We start from the raw sequence: 18,617 nt of genomic DNA, 5'->3' as shown, positions 1-18,617 counted from the left end.
GGAATAATTACCTTGATGAAAATAGACACTACCAATATCATTTAAACTACCTGCAATTTTATTTTTTCATCTAATTGTTTACTTATTATTAAAGACTTCTCATGATACTTGATGGCCATTGAGTAATTAGCAATGTCATCATAAATAACTCCAATATTATTTGCCGATTTAGCAATTCCACTTTTATCATTAATTTCTTCCTGAATCCTCAAAGCTTTTAAATTATAAAACAAAGCTTTGGGATAATTTCCTTGTATTCGATTCATTAATCCAATGTTATTTAATGTAATTCCAACCCCTCTTTTATCCTTTAGCTCAATCATGGTTTTATAACATTGAGAATAATAATTCATAGCTTCTGAGTAATATCCCATTTCGTTATAAATAAGTCCGATATTATTTGAAGAAGCGGCTATGCCATGCTTATCATTAATTTCCTTTCTGATTTTTAATGACTTCAAATGGAAATTTAATGACAAGGGATAATTACCTTGGTTAAAATTAATTATACCAATATTGTTAAGTGAATTTGCAATGCCAAGTTTATATCCAAGTTCTTTAGAAAGAAGTAAAGCCTTCTCCGCACATTTTCTACCACTGTCATTATTCCCTGAATTAATAAACTTTCGACTATATTTATTTAATTCATTTATTACCGATGTATCGACATTATTAATTACTCTATTTGAATTAAGAGGTATTTCTTCTGAATGTAAATTTATTGGGAGAATGAAAGAATAAACTAAAATCAAAAAAAAAATAAATTTGCTCACGGCTCAATATTAGAATTCAAAATGGATTTAGTAATCATTCAGTTATAACAAGCTTTTGAAAATATTGAATTTTAGCATCATTAACTCTTATAAAGTAAACACCTGGAGGTATTTTTGTAGCAATACTAAAAGTGCAATCATTTGATTTTAAAATATTATTTGAAAAGAAAACTTCCTTTCCTAGAGAATTTATTATTGCAACTTTCACATTCCCACATTTTTCTGAATTTAATTGAAAGAAAATTTCACCTTTACTAGGATTTGGAAAAAATATGGGCTGATTATTTGTTTCAATTTCTGCACTAGATAAGGTAGTACAAATTACACCTATATTAAGAGATTTTGATAAACTAAAATAATCTGGGAGAGGCATCGATGTCCCAGGTGAACCAGTATGAGTTGTCTTTTTAAGAATGCTTGTTACCAATGTACTGTCAATTGTTAACGGAGTACTTTCATTGCAAGAACTATTGCCACTTCCATCAACTTTAATAAGGTATATTTTATAAGAATTATTGAAAAAACCGGTACCTGTAATCATATACCCTCCATCAGTTGTTTTCTTTAGTGATTTTCCTTCGTCATCTCCGGTGCCGCCATAAGTTTTGCTCCATTCTAAATTTCCAATGGAATCAGTTTTAATTAAATAAACATCACTTCCGCCCAAGCCGAAACTAAGGGTTTTACCTACTATTATAAAGCCAGAATCGCTAGTTTCTTCAACATAGTATCCAAAATCATCAAGTGTTCCGCCAAATGATTTTTCCCAAATTTTGTTCCCTGCGGAGTCAATTTTTAATAAGTATAAGTCTTTCTGAGTGGTATTTGTAGTTCCTGTCACAATAAAACCACCATCAGAGGTTTTATTAATAAAATTTCCTTCATTACATCCTGTTAGCACTTTCCCCCATATTACATTATTTAATGAATCAATTTTATAAATACTCGCATTGATTCCATCATTTGATAATATGATTATACCACTGTCCGGAGTTTCCTTTAATGAAGAACCATAGTAATAAGGAGCAAAAACCAAAGAATCCTCTATAGTAATTTTAGAAGGATTAATCATTGAGCTAAGCGGATTAAATAAAGCTGTCCTCAAAGGCCCCCCAAGCATTCCCCCGATCATTCCCATCGCCATTCCAACTAAAGCAATTCCACCATTTTTTTTAATAATTATTTCATTTGCAGTTCCATTGACTCCAAACATTTCACTCCAACCTAGTAAATTTCCAACAGAATCGATTTCATTTAAATAGTGCTTTGAATTTTGACCAATACAAGGAGATCCTGTAAAAATATAATTTCCGTTATTTAACTGGCTTACAGTATATGCTTTGCTTCCATACCAGCATGTTCCATAGTATTTTCCTGTCCAAATGGTATCACCAATTGAATTTGTTTTAATCAATATTGCAAATGAATATGATCCTGAAGTTGAATATCCTGAAATGATAAAGCCATTATCGTTAGTTTTCTCAATACAGGTGCCGTAGCAATTTCCTTGACTATTAAATATCTTTTGAAAACTTTGCTGACAGAAAGTAAGATGTGATTTAAATAACAAAATAAATAATAAGCATAATTTTCTATTCATGTCAATAAATATTTTACTCGAATGGGTGCTAAACAAATATAATAAATAAAAATTTTTATTGGTTTATTCATTATAAAATGATCAAATTTCTCATAATATTAAATCAAGTCAAAAGCCATGAAGCTGAACTAATAATCCCTCGAAATTTTCGGAAATTATGTTACTTATTTTATTCATTAAATGTATCAGCAATACCATCAGAAAACAAATAAGATGCATCTTCTTCTACTAAATATTTTTCATGTGATATAAATTGGGCATCTTTTTTTGCAATAAGTTTCATATTATCTATTTATATCTATTTAAATATATAAAAAGGTAAAATACAAACCGCTTGATATTAACCATAATTAATTTGGGGTAGAATATTTCACTTGCTAAATCAAATAATAACAATCTCGGGAATTCTCAGGATTTCCCAAGAATTCCCGGAAAATCATATATAAAGGGAATATTTAAATTAATTACTGGCAATTATTATTAATATGAAATTAACTGCGCTGGAATATAAAATTGATATTTATTTTAGGGAGTAATAATATATGAGTGATACCCTCCAGATTTTATCAATCTGATATATAGTTCAAAATATATAGAGAATATCATGCTGCCTATATTATTTCATATTCAAATACTATATAAAATATGAAAACTAAATCTAACCCAACAATTGATTTCAAGGCAACAACAAGCGATTATTTTTTCGCCTTGTTGCACTTCCCCTGTTACACCAAATTATTAAAAGCGGATAATGAGCCATATAAGGATTTATTGAGATGGTTGATAAATTATAAACAAAACCATGAGGAAGAGGAGCGGTTTTCTTCACTTGGTGAGGTAGCAAAGAAGTTAGGAATTAGTTATTCTTCTTTCAGCATGCAAATTAAAACAATTTATGAGGACATTATGGATTTGAATTTCGATCGTCCGGAACTATTTTCCTTACCAAACCAACAACTGTATTCGTTGTCATTTGAATATTGGGGAAATAGCTGCTATTTTAACATGGGTTTGGATGTCATGCCAAAATTCGGAGAAAGTTTCTCCTTTTCATTCGTAAAACCGAAATGTGATTGTAACATGTTTTATGTAGATAAAATATACCATGAGATTCAAAATGGGAAACAAGAAGTTACAATCTCACTAATCTCAAGAGAGCCAAATCATTATTTAAATCTATTAAAAGATAAGGCTTACCTGAATCATGAAATTTCACTCATGGAGTATTGTTTTGACCAGGGGTATAAACTTGAAGAGAAGCTTCTTAGACTTTATAAAAATCTATAAGGTTATTAAGGATTTTTATCTTTTCGAATAGTGACTTGTTTTAATGGTTTGTTTAAACCATGTTTAAACCAGAGAATTTGAAGCTTGTGAAACCCTTGTGATCCCGGCGCGATTCGAACGCGCGACCTACTGCTTAGAAGGAACTGGTCAGTCCTTTATTGTTATTTATTGATTTTTATATTTTATTGTAATTCAATAAATTAACTGCTTTACATTTATTGCTACTTATTGTATTTTATTGATTATTGGCATAAAAGTTGTACCTATGTTGTACCCAATTATTAAACTATGGCATCAATTAAAATCCTACTCCGTACTGCAAAACAAAAGAAAAATGGTGAATCTCCAATTGTTCTCCGGACAATAAAAGATAAAAAAGCATCTTTCTCCTTTACTGGTTATTACTGCAAACCAGAATTTTGGGATGCTAAAAATGAGCAGCCCAATAAAAAGCACCCCAATCAGTTTGAGCTGCGATTCTATCTGACTAAATTGAAAAATGATGCAGAGAAGGCGGTTTTAGGTCTTGAAAGTAAAGATACCGGCTACTCTGCAAATCAGCTAAAAAAGGTTATCAAGGGATCTTCTAAAAAAATTACAGTTTTTCAATTCATTGATGAGATCACAGCAGGGCTTGAAAGCATAAACAGAATCGGCAATGCCAATGCCTATAAAGACTGTAAAAGAGCTTTGTCTAAATATAGAAATGGGCAGGATTTAAGCTTCCGGGATATTGATGAATCATTTTTAAAAAAATATGAAGGGAGCTTTTTATCAAGAGGTGTAAGTACAAATTCAATTAGCGTTTATATGCGAACCCTGAGAGCGGTTTTTAATCAAGCAATTCAAGAGGGATATTGCGATAAGCAATACTATCCTTTTAACGAATATAAAATTTCGAAATTGGATACAACAACTATTAAAAGAGCTCTTACCAAGGAGCAAATGAATAAAATAATTGCTCTCAAAATTAAAGCTGGAACTCATGAATACGATTCGAAGAACTATTTTCTTTTCAGCTTTTACACCAGGGGAATGAATTTTACGGATATGGCTAAACTTAAATGGTCGGATATAAAGAAGGAAAGACTGATTTATACTCGTTCAAAAACAAGGAAGAATTTTGACTTAGAGGTCTTAGCTCCCGCAATTAAAATTCTTAATTATTACAAACCATTTACCGGTGCTAGTGTTGAGAATTACGTTTTCCCAATTCTCAGTAATGAAAAGCACATCACTGCGACACAAATTGACAATAGAATTGAAAAATTGAATAAGGCAACGAATAAGGATTTAAAGGTAATTGCCACCAATGCTAAAATTGATTTTAACCTTACAACCTATGTAGCAAGACATTCATTTGCAACAATTCTTAAGCGCAATGGACAATCTACCTCAATTATCAGCGAGCTATTGGGACACGACAGTGAGAAGACAACACAAATCTATTTAGATAGCTTTGGAAATAAGGAATTGGATAAGGCAAGTCGAAATATTCTTATATAATTTTCAAAAGAGAAAGCTTGGTTCTTATTCTCTTATCAGCTCTAGAATGAATTTTTCACCCCAGGTAGAACTTTCTGCGTAAAGTGTATGATAATTGTTTTTGGCATCTATATATTACTTGACACCAAGCCAAAAACGCTATAATTCAATAATAACGTAGCTTTTAAGTATCTTAAATGCAGCGTTTGAAAACACTCCAAAAATTCCCTATTGTATTGCTGTGAACTTCGCCTCTCACATATTCACCTGTACTCTGGTTAACGGCTTCGTGCGTGAACTTTTATAGGCAAAAAATTACTTTATCATCTCTGACTTAATTTTTAATAAATAGCGTTTCGCTTCCTGTGCTGTCCGGTCATCCACAATATAATTATTGTATCGTGTAGTCATGCAATTGTCATGCAACCATCGGTATTGAGCATTAATTGGCCTAAAATGCTGATCCACTAATCTGATTGTTGCAGCATGTTTTGATAGGGTTCTAGAAGGAGATTTCATTACAGAATTAAAATAATCTTCAAAGCACTGATAGGTTACACTTCCCTCTTTTCTAGGAAACAATTCATTATGAACGTAATGCAGGGCAGAATAAAAGGCAGCGGTAACTACCCAATCATTAAATTTTTTGGATTGCAGAAGGAACTCACATAATTCTTCATTATGAATTGCGTGTGCCTTCTTCAACTTTTTTTGGTGGTTTGGAATTATATTTTAATCTAAATCCATCTGCATTAATACTGCCTGTGTTTATTTTGTCTCCCGCACTTAATATAGATATTTGAAAACGAAATAAATCATTTTCTTCTTTTACTTCCAAGTCAGAAATATAATTATATACAGAAGTAACTTTAGATGATGTAAAATCCTTGCGAGGAACAATAACCAATAGATTAAAGGTTGACCATGAATTAACTTTTAGGAAAACATCTGTAACGGGAATCTTTTTGGATTTTAAAAAAGTAATTAATTCAGAAGTATTTGTACTTAATTTTTTTAAATTAGTACTAAACTTTTCTTGAATAAGCTTTTCTTTTTGTCCAATTCCATCACTTTTCCCCTTAATATAGGCATCAATTACAAAATCACTTGTAAATAAGCCGTCTTTTGGTGAGGATGAACCCCAATTAGAAGTAGCAGATATTTTAGTAAGTGTTGGCATTGAAGTAGATATGTTCTAATTAAAAAAACAAATATATAATTTAATTCGTTTCTCTAGTTCTAGTTTTAACTTTAATTCTATAAGTTAGGTTACATAGAACATCAATAACTTGATCTTGTTCTAAATATTGTCTAAAATTAGTTCTTGTATAAGGTCTATTTGTTACACAATTACCTTATTTATTTACAACATGCGGTTAATATTGTTTATTTATTCGAAGATCTGCTTTTTCTTGATATTAAAGTTACTTTACTAAGAAATCTTAAAAAGAAAGTTTTTATGAACGTACAAGTTCTTAATAAAACTTATCTCTTATACCTCCAGCAAGTTTCCAAAGCTTCCATCAACTCCTTCCTCTTGAACCTTATTCGTGTACTAATTCTATAGTATTTTACTTTCCCATCAATTCGCCAAAAATGAAGAGTTACAAGAGAAATTCCTAGAATTTTACACGCTTCTTTTGAATCTATTAATTCCTCTTCTTCAGATACAGCTGGTTTATAATTTTGCAATTCTAGTCTTACATTTTCTCTTATCATTGTAATAAGTTCATCAATAGGTATAGAGTAGAGTACGATGCTTTGCTTTTCCATTTGCTTCAATATTTGAATTAAAAATAATTATTGAATAAAAATCAGATTTGAGGTTTAAGAATTATTGATTTAAATTTTAAAGATATGCATTACCCTGATAAAAACAGGAGTAAGTTTGGTGGTTTGGTACTTCTTCCTATGGATAAGAACAGGAGCTTGAATGATTTGACTTACGATAGAAAATTACCCATTTACTTCGGTGAAAATCTTTTGGCATAATCTCTAAATTCGGATTGTTATAAAAACAATCATCAGTTTAAACGATTTTTTGAAGTAGAAAGCCTGAATTTTAAGCCATTAGAGAATCTAAATGTACCATTAAGTCGAAGAAAAATTTTGAAAATAAAAATTCATTTAGTAATTTTGAAATATAAAGACATTAAAGATTCCACTTATGGAAGGATGGTTAGCGGTCTATTACGGTTGTCTTATAAACAACTGAACGTTTCGATGTTCCGGGGGTTCGAATCCCTCTCCTATTAGAAAAGCCCTTAGTTTGAACTAAGGGCTTTTCGATTTTTTATAATTTCTGTAGTTTAATCGTATACTGTCACCAATTAATCAGCAATTTTAAAAGCCTTCATAAATCCATCGTAGTCATAAAAAATATCCTGTCCTTCCCACCCGATTTGAACTAGGACATTATGGGTATCAATGTCAGAATTCTTATCCTTCAAATTATGAATTAAGTAAAAATTGCTTATCTTTCTAAAGCCTTTATTTGGTGGTCTGTATGATAAATCCGCACCAAAATATTTAGATTTAATCTCGTCAAATTTTTTCAGCTTCTTCCTTGTTCATCGGGATTTTTAATTTTATTTAAAAGTATTAAAAATTATCTTTGCTGCAACACGTATATAGTTACCAAAAATAGATTAGAAGCTTCAATAATTCTTAGTATTACAATAGTATTCTACTAATTCTTGCAGAATGAGTTAAATTCCCTTGACTGGTCACTATCTCAATTTTTTCATTGATTCGCGGTCGCAGTATCTGGTATAACCTTGCTTCAACATGAAATTTAGTCTCTTCCCTGACTATGCAGACAAATGGCTTTTTTTATTTAAAGCGTATCTCAATATTAACATACTTTTCGGAGCGTATTGCTTTTAAAATAGTTATCTCAGAATTGCTAAGAACAGACAAATCATCTTTTGAAAGCTGTTCCATTTATAGCACGGGCGAATTATCAGCAGTGCGATTGGCTTTTGAATCCTCTTTTTCATTCATCATAATGAGAAGGTTTTTGTGTTTAATTATTATCCATCATCTAGGTAGAAATACTGATTGACAATTTGATTTATTTTACTTTGGTTTACCCCAAAAAATAAAAGGCTTTTTCGGTATTTGAGACTTTCAAGTAAAATACTATCTTAGGCTTCCTAAATATTCTACCTATGCTTCCTTCTTGGGCCAACTCCCTTTAAGAAAATGCCTAGCTGAATAGAATACTAATAAAACTTTAGAAGATATAACTAATTAATGGCAAAATCAAAAAAAGAACTTGTTGAGGAACCCTTAGAAAAGAAACTCTGGAAAGCGGCCGACAAGCTCCGTAAGAACATGGATGCGGCCGAATACAAGCATGTGGTGTTGGGTTTAATTTTCCTTAAATATATTTCGGATGCCTTTGAAGAATTATTTCAGCAACTCACTTCCCAAATTATTGAAGGAGCTGACCCCGAAGACAAAAATGAATATACAGCCGAAAAAGTTTTTTATGTTCCAGCATCTTCAAGGTGGAAATGGATACAAGGTAGGGCAACCCTGCCAACCATTGGCAAGGATGTGGATGATGCAATGGATGCTATTGAAAAAGATAATCCTTCATTGAAAGGTGTGCTGCCAAAAGTTTTTGCTCAGGAAAAACTAGATAAAGCAAGCTTAGGTGGATTAGTAAATTTAGTGGGTACCGCAACACTTGGAACAAAGGAAGCCCAAAGCAAAGATTTATTGGGTAGAGTATTTGAATATTTTCTTGGTGAGTTTGCTTTGGCCGAAGGAAAAAAGGGCGGACAGTTTTATACTCCGGCAAGTGTTGTAAAATTATTGGTTGAAATGTTAGAGCCTTATGAAGGCAGAGTATTTGACCCATGTTGCGGAAGTGGTGGAATGTTTGTTCAATCTGAAAAATTCATAAAGCATCACCAAGACCATTACAAAAAAAATAACGGAAAAAAGTTATCACTCAACCCTGCCGACCATATTTCTATTTATGGACAGGAGAGCAATCAAACTACATGGCGCTTGGCAAAAATGAATCTTGCCATACGAGGAATTGACAGCAGCAATGTGAGGTGGAACAACGAAGGAAGTTTTTTGAATGATGCACATAAAGACTTGAAAGCCGATTACATTATTGCCAACCCACCATTCAACGACAGTGACTGGAGTGGTGAACTCTTACAAAAAGATGCACGATGGGTTTATGGAGTACCACCCGCTGGAAATGCAAACTACGCATGGATTCAGCATTTCCTTTTTCATACAGCCGCAAATGGAAAAGCAGGATTTGTTTTAGCAAAAGGCTCGCTGACTACCAAAACAAGTAATGAAGGAGAAATAAGAAAAGCATTAATTGAAAATGATTTGGTGGATTGCATTGTAAATCTTCCTTCAAAATTATTTCTCAACACTGGTATTCCAGCATGTCTTTGGTTTTTAAATCGCAGCAAGCAGAAAAGAAAAAAAGAAATCCTTTTTATTGATGCCCGTAATCTTGGCTTTTTAAAAACAAGAAAAAATCTTGAATTTACAGATGATGATATTGCCAAAGTAGCAAGCATTTATAATGTTTGGAAACTTAGCAATAAAACTTATGAAGATGTTCAGGGATTTTGCAAGAGTGTTAGCATTAAAGAAGTAATTGAATTAAACTATACCGTCACACCAGGAAGATTTGTTGGCTTACCCGATGATGAAGATGATTTTAATTTTGAAGAAAGATTCTCCTCATTAAATATAGAATTAGAAAAGCAAATTGCCGAAGAGGATAATCTGAATAAGCGGATAAAGAACAATATTTCTAAAATCAAAACAGCAACATTCGTATGATGGAATGGAAAGAAATATGTCTAGAAGATGTTTGTTTGAAGATTACCGATGGCTCTCATTTGAGTCCTAAAGAATTTAAGGGTGGCTTTCCAATGTTTTCAGTTAAAGACATGCAAGAATTTGGTTTTGATTATTCAAATTGTAAAACGATTTCTGAAATCGATTTTAACTTTCTGATTGGTCAAGGTTGTAAACCAGAAATTGATGATATTCTAATTGCAAAGGATGGTTCAGTATTAAAGCATGTATTTCGAGTCAATCAAAAACCTGATTATGTTCTATTGTCATCAATAGCTATTTTAAGACCTAAAAAAGAACTAGTTAATCCTGACTTTGTTGTTTACTCCATTAAAAATCCTAGAATAAACAGTTATATAATTTCAAATTTTGTTTCTGGAACAGGAGTTCCAAGAATTGTTTTAAAGGATTTTAAAAAGGTGGAAATTTTAATTCCTCACATTAAAGAACAAAATATTATTTCTGAAATTCTTAGCAGCTTAGATGATAAAATTGATTTACTAAACCGTCAAAACAAAACGATTGAGAAATTATCCGAAACTCTTTTCAGGCAGTGGTTCGTTGAAGAAGCAGAAGAACAATCAGAGCAACAATTATTATTAGGCAATTTAATTGAGAGTGTTTCACTCACTCACAAATTTCCATCTGAAAAAATAGTTTTTCTAAATACATCTGATATAGAGTTGGGCGAAGTATTAGTTCACGAGCCTGTTGACGTAAAATCTTTGCCCGGTCAAGCAAAGAAGTCAATTAAAAAGAATGATATTTTATTTAGCGAAATCAGACCTGCAAATGGAAGATATGCTTTCGTAGATTTTGATTCAGAAAATTATGTTGTATCAACTAAGCTTATGGTTCTTCGTTCTAAAAATGTTTTGAGCCAAGCATTCATTTATTTCTATTTGATAAATTCTCAAACTATTGAGTGGCTGCAATTATTGGCCGAGTCAAGATCTGGAACATTTCCTCAAATAACTTTTGACCAATTAAGAGATTTAAAGGTTAATGTCCCGTCAGATTCTATCTTAAAAGAGACAATCAATTGGTGTGAAACGGCCATTGAAAAAATAAAGTCAAACACTAAACAAATCACGACTCTTACAAAACTACGTGATACACTTTTGCCAAAGTTGATGAATGGTGAGGTGAGAATAAATAATTAACCCATTCAGAGATGACTCCAATTTGTCCAGTTATTAAATGGTATGAACAGACTGTTTGGAATTACTTGTCAGATGTTTTCAAATATGGACTAAAGGGATCCGAATTAGGCTTTACTAATGACTTAATATATAGAATAGTTCAATTTACAATGGAAGACCTGCAAATTGTGAGGTTTACGCATTCAATGAGGATGTGAATGAATCAATAAGAGGCGCAGACATTGATTTATTTATCGAAGACAATGGAACTGGGCGTTACCATTTTTTTATGCTCCAGGCAAAAATTATGAACTATGAGGGAAAATATAAGGATATTAAAAATTGGTCAGTTAATGCACAATTTTACAAGCTATTAAGAGCTTCAAATTCGGAAGGAGCCTTTCCCTTATATCTCCTTTACAATGGAGGCAGCGTAAACAGCAATTTGGGCAATAGTCAGTTTGGATTATCAATTGTGGAAGCCACAGTAATAAGAAATATACGAGTTTCTCAAAGAAGAAATTGGAGAAATCCATTAATCACCTTTAATCAATTGCAAGCTTTCAATATGAAGCCCTTTCATGTTTTATTTTGCCAAATTCCTAAAGAATACAAGCTTCCTGAGACGATTGATGGAAACGCAATTTATAAAGGATACCCATACATTAATAAAGGAGAAGGCATAGAGAAAGAGGAAAGAAAATCGGAATTCGAAGAAAAAAAAGATAGTGATTCAATTATGATAATAAAAAGTAAAAATCTTGCACCTTTTAGAATCGTTTTAAAATCAGATTGAGAAAAATAAATTACTATTGAGAAAATGGAACAATGATATTTCAAGTAATTTTAATTGATGAAGAATAAAATCCAAATACCTCCTGAATGGTCGACATATTATAATACTCCCGCATACTTCATCACTTATTTTGGTGAAATATATTTCGGTACTATTTGGGAACTCTATGATTACCCTGACCGGTTTTTTATTGTACAAAACGATAAGATTAAAACCGTTAAAAATCTGAAACCGGAAGAAAAAACCTTAGAAAAATATCAGCAGTTAGGGCGGGAAATTTGCGATATTAATGTAATTAAATATGTTAAAACAGAGTCATTCGGTAAAGAAATAAAATTTAATAATCAGTCTTACTCTAGCGACCAAGAGTTTAAAAGAATGTTCGTTTTTGGAGCAGCTGCATCAAGCCATTGCGTATTTGGTGAAAGCGGAAAGACATTCAAGCAATCACCCCTAAACCCTCCATCAGGTATCGATATTTTTGATGAAAGGTATAGTTCCTTTATTAGTAAATATCCAGCAGCAAGAATTTCCACTCCGTTATTTGAATCAATGAATAAAGACATTGAGGAATGCCTTGAAGCTGAATGGCAGGATTACAAAACTTTTTACAACCCTCAAGTTGCTAATCGGCATATAAACCTCCAGTATTACATGCAAGATTTATTTACTGAAGTTTCAAAAGAAGTTACAACAAAACATTATCGAAATAATTTGTACAGCCTTTTAGTAAATAAATTACAAAAGCATGTTTCATCTAATTCTGCTGAAAGAATAGCTTTTGTGTCCTTCAATTACGATACTATTTTGGATGATTTTACTTCTCAAATATTTCAGGCTCATTATACAAATATGAACGATTACATAAATTGGAATGAGCGAAATGTATTGTTGTTTAAGCCACACGGTTCTTGCAATTGGGGTTGGAAGTTTAAATCAAAAATGTTACACAACAATACAAAAGAGACAATTGCTGATTCGTTGTATAATCAGAAAATTGAGCCCTATCAAATTTATTTTCAGATGTTAGGAGAATTAGATGAAATCATAGCTCAAAATTCATGGGGGCTTGAATGGGCAAATGATAAGAATAACAAAGGTCGCTTCACTATTAATAAAAATCTTCTTCAAATAATCCCTAAAATTAGCAATGATGTATTTCTTCCGGCTCTATTATTACCATACAGAGATAAGGACGAAATGGTTATGCCTTATGACCATTTTATGGCAATGGAGCATAGTATGCGTAATATTGAAGAACTTTATCTTATTGGATGGAAAGGAAACGAAGACCATTTTAATCGTTTATTACAAAGACACTCCAGCAAATTGAAAAAAATTATTATTATAAACCCTGAAGATAAAGTAGTGAATTATTATCTTTCAAAATACCTGGACTTATCAAAGATTAAAGTTGAAGTAGTAAAGGATTTTGAGATTTTTGTTATGAGTAAGTTGAATGAGTATTTGGATTAAAATTACATTTAATTAAGAAACTATAAATATGGAAGAACCATTTAAACCTCTTAGCCTATCAATTGGTGCATTATTTGGAAACAAAGATTCTTTGTATAAAATTCCTCAGTACCAACGCCCATATAAATGGGAAGATGAACAAGTTGAAAAACTGTGGGAAGATATTTTTGATGCTTTTGAAAATAAAGAAGACAATTATTTTTTGGGCTCTATAATTACTGCAAAACCAAGAGATAATGAAAAGTCCGCTTATGTAGATGTTGTTGACGGTCAGCAACGTCTTACAACATTAATGATTCTCTTTTGCGTAATCAGAGACCTTTATCCCAATATTAATGAAGGAAAAACAGAAGATAATCCATTTGCAGTTGACATGGACACAATTTCATCTTCCATTTCACTTTTTGGTAAATCAAAACGATTAAAACTATTTACTCACAGCCAACACCTGAGTGATTTTGAAAATATTATTGTTGATGGCAACACATCCGTTTTAACTAAACCATACAAATATCAAATAAGAACTGATGAGGAACCAAAATATAAATTCGTAAACACAGCCGTAATTTTCAAAGAAAAATTAATTGAGATTGGTAAAGAACAATCCGAAGAATTGATAAACTATTTATTCAATCAAGTAAAAATAATTCGGATTGAATGCAAGAATCGTGAGTTTGCAATAAAACTCTTTCAAGTATTAAACGACAGAGGAATGGATTTGACTGCAGCCGATTTAATCAAAAGTTATCTGCTTGAAAAACTTTATTCGAAGTATAAAGGAGACTCAGATACTTCCAAAGTCAAAGAAGAACAATTTATAGCAGATTGGCGAGACATGGAGCAAACAATTAAAGCTTGCGACATAAGCCTAAACGACTTGTTTATCATTTATGAGTATCACATCTTGGGTCAAAACCCGAAAAAATCTTTGTACGATGAATTGCAAGATGCGTTTGAATATACAGACCCAAATGAAGTAATTGCAGACATAAAAAAGTTCGCCAACACTTATTATACAATTATTTATGAAGGAAAAGACAAAGTAATTTATTCCTTTTGGTATATCCGGTGGAATATGTATTGGAAGAGTATTCTACTCACAGCTCTACACACCAATTATGAAGAGTTTGACCAATTGAAAAAGGAACTCAGGCGTTTTTATTACTTGTATTGGATAGCAGGAAAAACACTTTCTCAAATAAAGCAAACATCATTTAATTTAATTAAATGGGTAAAGGAGAAGAAAAAAATTGATGAAATAAAAACAGAACTCACTGACAAACTAAATAAAGAAAATATCCTCACGCTTGCGGTTTACAATTTAACCTCAGAGCAAATTGCATCAGAGGCATGGTGTAAACCATTATTACTAATGATGGAATACAACGCCACTGATAACAGTAAAACATCATTTATTGATTTAGACCAAGATTTGCATCTTGAACATATTTTACCTGTTAAGTACGAGAAATTTTCAGAGTGGAATCATATTACTAAAGATGTTTCTGCAAAATGGTTGAATAGTGCAGGTAATCTTACCCTGTTAGGTGGAGCAAAAAATATTGAAGCTAGCAACAATCCTTTTAAAGTGAAAATGGAAGTTTATAAAGGAAAAGGAAAGTACGATAACAAGGATGAAAAGATTACAGCTTTTGAAATCACTCAGCAAATTGTACAAGATTTCGAAGTAAAAAAATATACTCAGCAATGGAATCTTGATTCTATAACAGACAGATGGAAATGGTTTTTTAGTGAAGTCGGCGAGTTGCTTGAAATTGATGTTAAGGAAGCTATTAATAAACATGAACCTATTTTGGTATAAGAGCAATTGAAACTGGTTGTAATTTTTTTTGAGTAATAAAAGTTTGGAAAGATATAATTCATAATTAAAATGTCATTAACTGAAACCATTGTAAAAGAATACAAGAGCCTTCGTAAAGTGATTAATGCTGATGGCAAATATAGCTCTGAAGGCTTAAGAGACTTAGCAGTTACTTGTGTTTGCCTAGCAAATGCGCAAGGTGGAGTTATTGTGATTGGCATAGAAGATAAAGAAAAAGAACCCCCTAAAGGTCAGATTATAACAGATGAAATTTTAAATACAACAATAACTCGGTTACGTTCTTTATGTTTTAATGTTGGTCTAGCTGCAGGTGAAATTGAAACCCATAGTAATGGCAGCCATTATTTTGATATTGTTGTTCATCCATCTCTAAAATCAATTGCAACTTCTGCCGATGGTAAGATTTACATACGCATTGGCGATCAATGTCAGGCAGCTCGAAGTGAAGACATCCACCGTTTGGCTAATGAAAAGGATGCATTCCAATGGGAATTGCAACCTCGAGGAGTTATACTCAATCAGATTCCATCTGATAAACTAGAATGGTTTGCAGGAGAAATCAGAAAATCCAGAAGGGTGAAAGCTCCAATAAAAGAATTAACAGATTTAGAAATTGCGGAACATTATAATTTGTTTCATAAAAACCAGTTAACTAATCTTGGAGTATTATGGTTAGGCACACCAGCTCAAAGGAGTCGCTTGGTTTACCCACTTACTGTTCAGTATATTGTTTATGATGAACTTGAAAATAAAGTAAGAAAAATTGATTGGCATGACAATTTCCAAAACCCTAAAGACCTATTGTTGGATATAGAAAAACAATCTATTGAGTTAACTTACTTTGATGAGTTTCCTCAAGGTTTATTCCGAAAACAAATTAGGCATTATGATGAAAGAGTAATAAGGGAATTATTGCTAAATGCGATTGCTCACAAGAGTTATACGATATCTGGTGATATTTTTATTAAAGTATTTCAAGACCGTTTGGAGATTTCAAATCCGGGTGGTTTACCATTAGGCATCACGAAATTTAATATTTTACATTCAACAAGTCGCAGGAACCCCCATTTGATTAGGGTATTACATGACCTTGAATTGATGGAGGGTGAAGGAACTGGCTACAATCTTATCTATGAAATAACAAGCAGAGATGCAAAAGCATTTCCTGTTCCAATCTCAGATTTTAATTCTACCACCGTCACTCAATCTTCAAAAATTTTGGATGCAGAGGCCCTATTGCTTCTTGATTTTATTTCAAAGAACTATCAATTATCTCAAAGAGAGTTTATAGTTTTAGGTATTGTTGCGAGGCATAAAAAAATACTTACTACTCAGCTAACTAAAGAACTGCAATTAACTGACGAAGATCGTTTGCGTTCTTATGTTGGTAAACTGTTAGAGCAAGCAATTTTGGTTAGTAGGGGTATAAAAAAGGGTACTGAATACCTAGTAAATCCTAAATTAATAGCCAATTCAAAAATCAACATAAAGCCTACATTGAAGGTAATTGAGGTTCCCCGTTTAAAAGCTCTAATTGAGGAAACTTTAAAATTAAATCCTAAGCTCTCAATGCAAGAATTACACGCTAAAATAGGAGATGTTGCTATAGAAGATGTTCGAAAAACAGTCTATAAATTGGTAAAAGCATCAATTTTAGAGCACTCTCCAGACAAAACATATAGAAAGTACTGGTTGGCAAAAAAAAATAGAAACGAAATAGAAAAATAACATAGAAGACTCTAATGCTTCACATTATCAGCTAATTAAATCTATATTGTGTTAAATTATGTAGAATTAAGAATAAGGAATGACAAAAGATTTCTTATCTCTAGGCCGATTTGTAATTAGGATTGGAATAATTTTTATTTGCTTTGAAAACCGCAGTTTGATGTAATGTTATGTTTATCAGAACTTTAGTAATTGATTCAAATGCCGAAAAATCCTAGAATGAAAGGAAAAATCACAAAAGAGGATAAATTTAATAGCATACCCAATCTTTTAGATAGAAGGAACCCTATCGTTATCACAGAAATAAGTAATCCGGCAAATCTGTCATATTTTCAAAATGCAATAAAGAAGTTACGACAATATTTCCTTCTTGAAATGATTGAAAGCCCGCTACATCTATTCAATTTTATTAAAGAACATCAAAATGATTTGATAATTATAGTTGATGATATTTTTGCAAGGCGAAAAAACTACTTAGATATAGTACAAGGTGCAGTTTGTTCAAGCCCGGATAGCGGAGAATTGTGGTCTGTAAATTATTTAGATGAAAAGCCATTTGTTTTTAAAGGTGAATTGATTTTATGCACTATCAAAACAAAGGAAGAAATAAATGCAAATAAGAAGTTATCTTATTTTGCCAGAGATTGTCATTTTATTTAAACGGACCCTATGGAAAAAATAATTCTTTGTAGAACAGCTTGGATGAAATATTATGAAGGTAGAGCGAATATTGACATTCCTCGTTCGGGAGCCAAATATATTTTAAAGAATAAGACTGGAGGGGAAATCTATAATTTCAAGAATAGGGATGGAAAAGTATTTGGTAATTTTCCATTTATTTCAAGTCTTTCACTAAAAAATCTCGATAAAACTTTAAACAGAGAATATCTAGAAAATGTGACAGTAGTTTTTTGCGCTACTCATCCAACCGAGAGAATAATGAGGGTGGTGGGGTGGTATCGAAAATCTCGATTGTATGAAACTTCACAATCAAATCGTTATGGTAGTTACTATCATGCTGTAACCAATTTTAAAAATATACATCTAATAGAAGAGGATGATAGGATTTTTAAATTACCTAAAACATTTGGAAGAAGTTCTCTTTATTACATTGCCTTGCATCCAAAAAAAGCAAAACTCCTTGTTGCTTTAAAAAATTACATAGCTAATAATGGAAAGATTGAAAAGGTTGCAACAAAAAGCAAACTAATTGAGGGAATTGCCTTTCAACCAGATATTGAAAAACGGCTATTAGTTGAGCAAACAGCAGTCAATTTTGCTAAGCAATTTTATGCAAAAAGATATGGTGGAATGAAAAATATAAAATCAGTTGAGTCAGAAAAGAAGGGATGGGACTTAGAGGTAAAAACGGATACTTTTAAAATAAATATTGAAGTTAAGGGGCAGAGCGGGGCAGAACTTAATGTGGAGCTCACCCCTAATGAATTTAAAGCATTCAATAAATGTTCACAAAACTACCATCTATTTGTTGCCAATGAAGTTTTATCAAATAATCCAATAATTAGAGTTTTCAAATATCAAAAAAAGGGAAGCATCTGGGTAGCAAATGATAAGTCTGTTTTAAATCCACCAATTAAAAGAGTAAGCGCAGCACTCCGATTGAAAAAGGTAATCTGAAAAA

Annotated in this window: 15 protein-coding genes and 1 tRNA gene; 11 read left to right on the top strand and 5 right to left on the bottom strand. The window is 31.9% G+C overall.

Annotation, left to right across the window (positions count from 1 at the left end):
• Positions 1-41 precede the first annotated feature (41 nt).
• Both IPP32_16490 and IPP32_16485 read right to left on the bottom strand, forming a co-directional pair.
• On the bottom strand, positions 42-773 hold the full coding sequence (locus IPP32_16490) for a tetratricopeptide repeat protein (GenBank protein ID MBL0049682.1): 732 nt from the start codon (positions 771-773) through the stop codon (positions 42-44).
• Between the two features lie 34 nt (positions 774-807).
• Entirely contained in the window at positions 808-2,373 is a 1,566-nt protein-coding gene (locus IPP32_16485) for a T9SS type A sorting domain-containing protein (protein ID MBL0049681.1), read from the bottom strand.
• A 645-nt stretch (positions 2,374-3,018) separates the two neighbouring features.
• On the opposite strand from IPP32_16485, the gene IPP32_16480 reads away from it, so the two are divergent.
• Both IPP32_16480 and IPP32_16475 read left to right on the top strand, forming a co-directional pair.
• A complete protein-coding gene (locus IPP32_16480) occupies positions 3,019-3,660 on the top strand; it encodes a hypothetical protein (GenBank protein MBL0049680.1) in 642 nt (213 codons plus the stop codon).
• A 288-nt stretch (positions 3,661-3,948) separates the two neighbouring features.
• Positions 3,949-5,166, top strand: coding sequence for a site-specific integrase (locus tag IPP32_16475; GenBank protein ID MBL0049679.1), 1,218 nt, complete (start codon positions 3,949-3,951; stop codon positions 5,164-5,166).
• 294 nt (positions 5,167-5,460) lie between these two features.
• Here the strand turns inward: IPP32_16475 and IPP32_16470 are convergent, their stop codons facing one another.
• The 3 genes from IPP32_16470 to IPP32_16460 all read right to left on the bottom strand — a co-directional run bounded on the left by IPP32_16470 (position 5,461) and on the right by IPP32_16460 (position 6,918).
• Positions 5,461-5,850, bottom strand: a complete 390-nt coding sequence (locus tag IPP32_16470; GenBank protein ID MBL0049678.1) for a hypothetical protein — start codon at positions 5,848-5,850, stop codon at positions 5,461-5,463.
• The gene (locus tag IPP32_16465; protein ID MBL0049677.1) at positions 5,825-6,325 is read right to left on the bottom strand and encodes a hypothetical protein; all 501 of its coding nucleotides are present in this window, start codon (positions 6,323-6,325) and stop codon (positions 5,825-5,827) included. The genes IPP32_16470 and IPP32_16465 overlap by 26 nt, the downstream gene beginning before the upstream one ends.
• A gap of 305 nt (positions 6,326-6,630) precedes the next feature.
• The gene (locus IPP32_16460; GenBank protein ID MBL0049676.1) at positions 6,631-6,918 is read right to left on the bottom strand and encodes a helix-turn-helix domain-containing protein; all 288 of its coding nucleotides are present in this window, start codon (positions 6,916-6,918) and stop codon (positions 6,631-6,633) included.
• A 395-nt stretch (positions 6,919-7,313) separates the two neighbouring features.
• Between IPP32_16460 and IPP32_16455 the strand changes: the two genes are divergently transcribed.
• From IPP32_16455 to IPP32_16415, 9 genes are all read left to right on the top strand, one after another.
• A tRNA-Ile gene (locus IPP32_16455) sits at positions 7,314-7,401 on the top strand.
• Positions 7,402-8,400: 999 nt separating this feature from the next.
• Positions 8,401-9,972: an SAM-dependent DNA methyltransferase gene (locus IPP32_16450; protein ID MBL0049675.1), complete on the top strand. Its 1,572-nt coding sequence runs from the start codon at positions 8,401-8,403 to the stop codon at positions 9,970-9,972.
• Positions 9,969-11,153: a restriction endonuclease subunit S gene (locus tag IPP32_16445; protein MBL0049674.1), complete on the top strand. Its 1,185-nt coding sequence runs from the start codon at positions 9,969-9,971 to the stop codon at positions 11,151-11,153. The genes IPP32_16450 and IPP32_16445 overlap by 4 nt, the downstream gene beginning before the upstream one ends.
• Positions 11,154-11,346: 193 nt before the next feature.
• Entirely contained in the window at positions 11,347-11,928 is a 582-nt protein-coding gene (locus tag IPP32_16440; GenBank protein MBL0049673.1) for a hypothetical protein, read from the top strand.
• A gap of 57 nt (positions 11,929-11,985) precedes the next feature.
• Positions 11,986-13,404 (top strand): hypothetical protein, encoded by a 1,419-nt coding sequence (locus IPP32_16435; GenBank protein ID MBL0049672.1) that lies wholly within the window; start codon positions 11,986-11,988, stop codon positions 13,402-13,404.
• Between the two features lie 28 nt (positions 13,405-13,432).
• Positions 13,433-15,226 (top strand): DUF262 domain-containing protein, encoded by a 1,794-nt coding sequence (locus tag IPP32_16430; GenBank protein ID MBL0049671.1) that lies wholly within the window; start codon positions 13,433-13,435, stop codon positions 15,224-15,226.
• Between the two features lie 69 nt (positions 15,227-15,295).
• Positions 15,296-16,975, top strand: coding sequence for a putative DNA binding domain-containing protein (locus IPP32_16425; GenBank protein ID MBL0049670.1), 1,680 nt, complete (start codon positions 15,296-15,298; stop codon positions 16,973-16,975).
• Positions 16,976-17,194: 219 nt separating this feature from the next.
• Positions 17,195-17,635, top strand: a complete 441-nt coding sequence (locus tag IPP32_16420; protein ID MBL0049669.1) for a hypothetical protein — start codon at positions 17,195-17,197, stop codon at positions 17,633-17,635.
• A 9-nt stretch (positions 17,636-17,644) separates the two neighbouring features.
• A complete protein-coding gene (locus tag IPP32_16415) occupies positions 17,645-18,613 on the top strand; it encodes a DUF3883 domain-containing protein (GenBank protein MBL0049668.1) in 969 nt (322 codons plus the stop codon).
• Positions 18,614-18,617 lie beyond the last annotated feature (4 nt).

It is taken from the genome of Bacteroidota bacterium, assembly GCA_016721765.1.
Taxonomy (GTDB): Bacteria; Bacteroidota; Bacteroidia; order UBA4408; family UBA4408; genus UBA4408.
The sequence above is the reverse complement of the archived record's forward strand: the minus strand, read 5'-3'. Positions and strand labels throughout refer to the sequence as shown.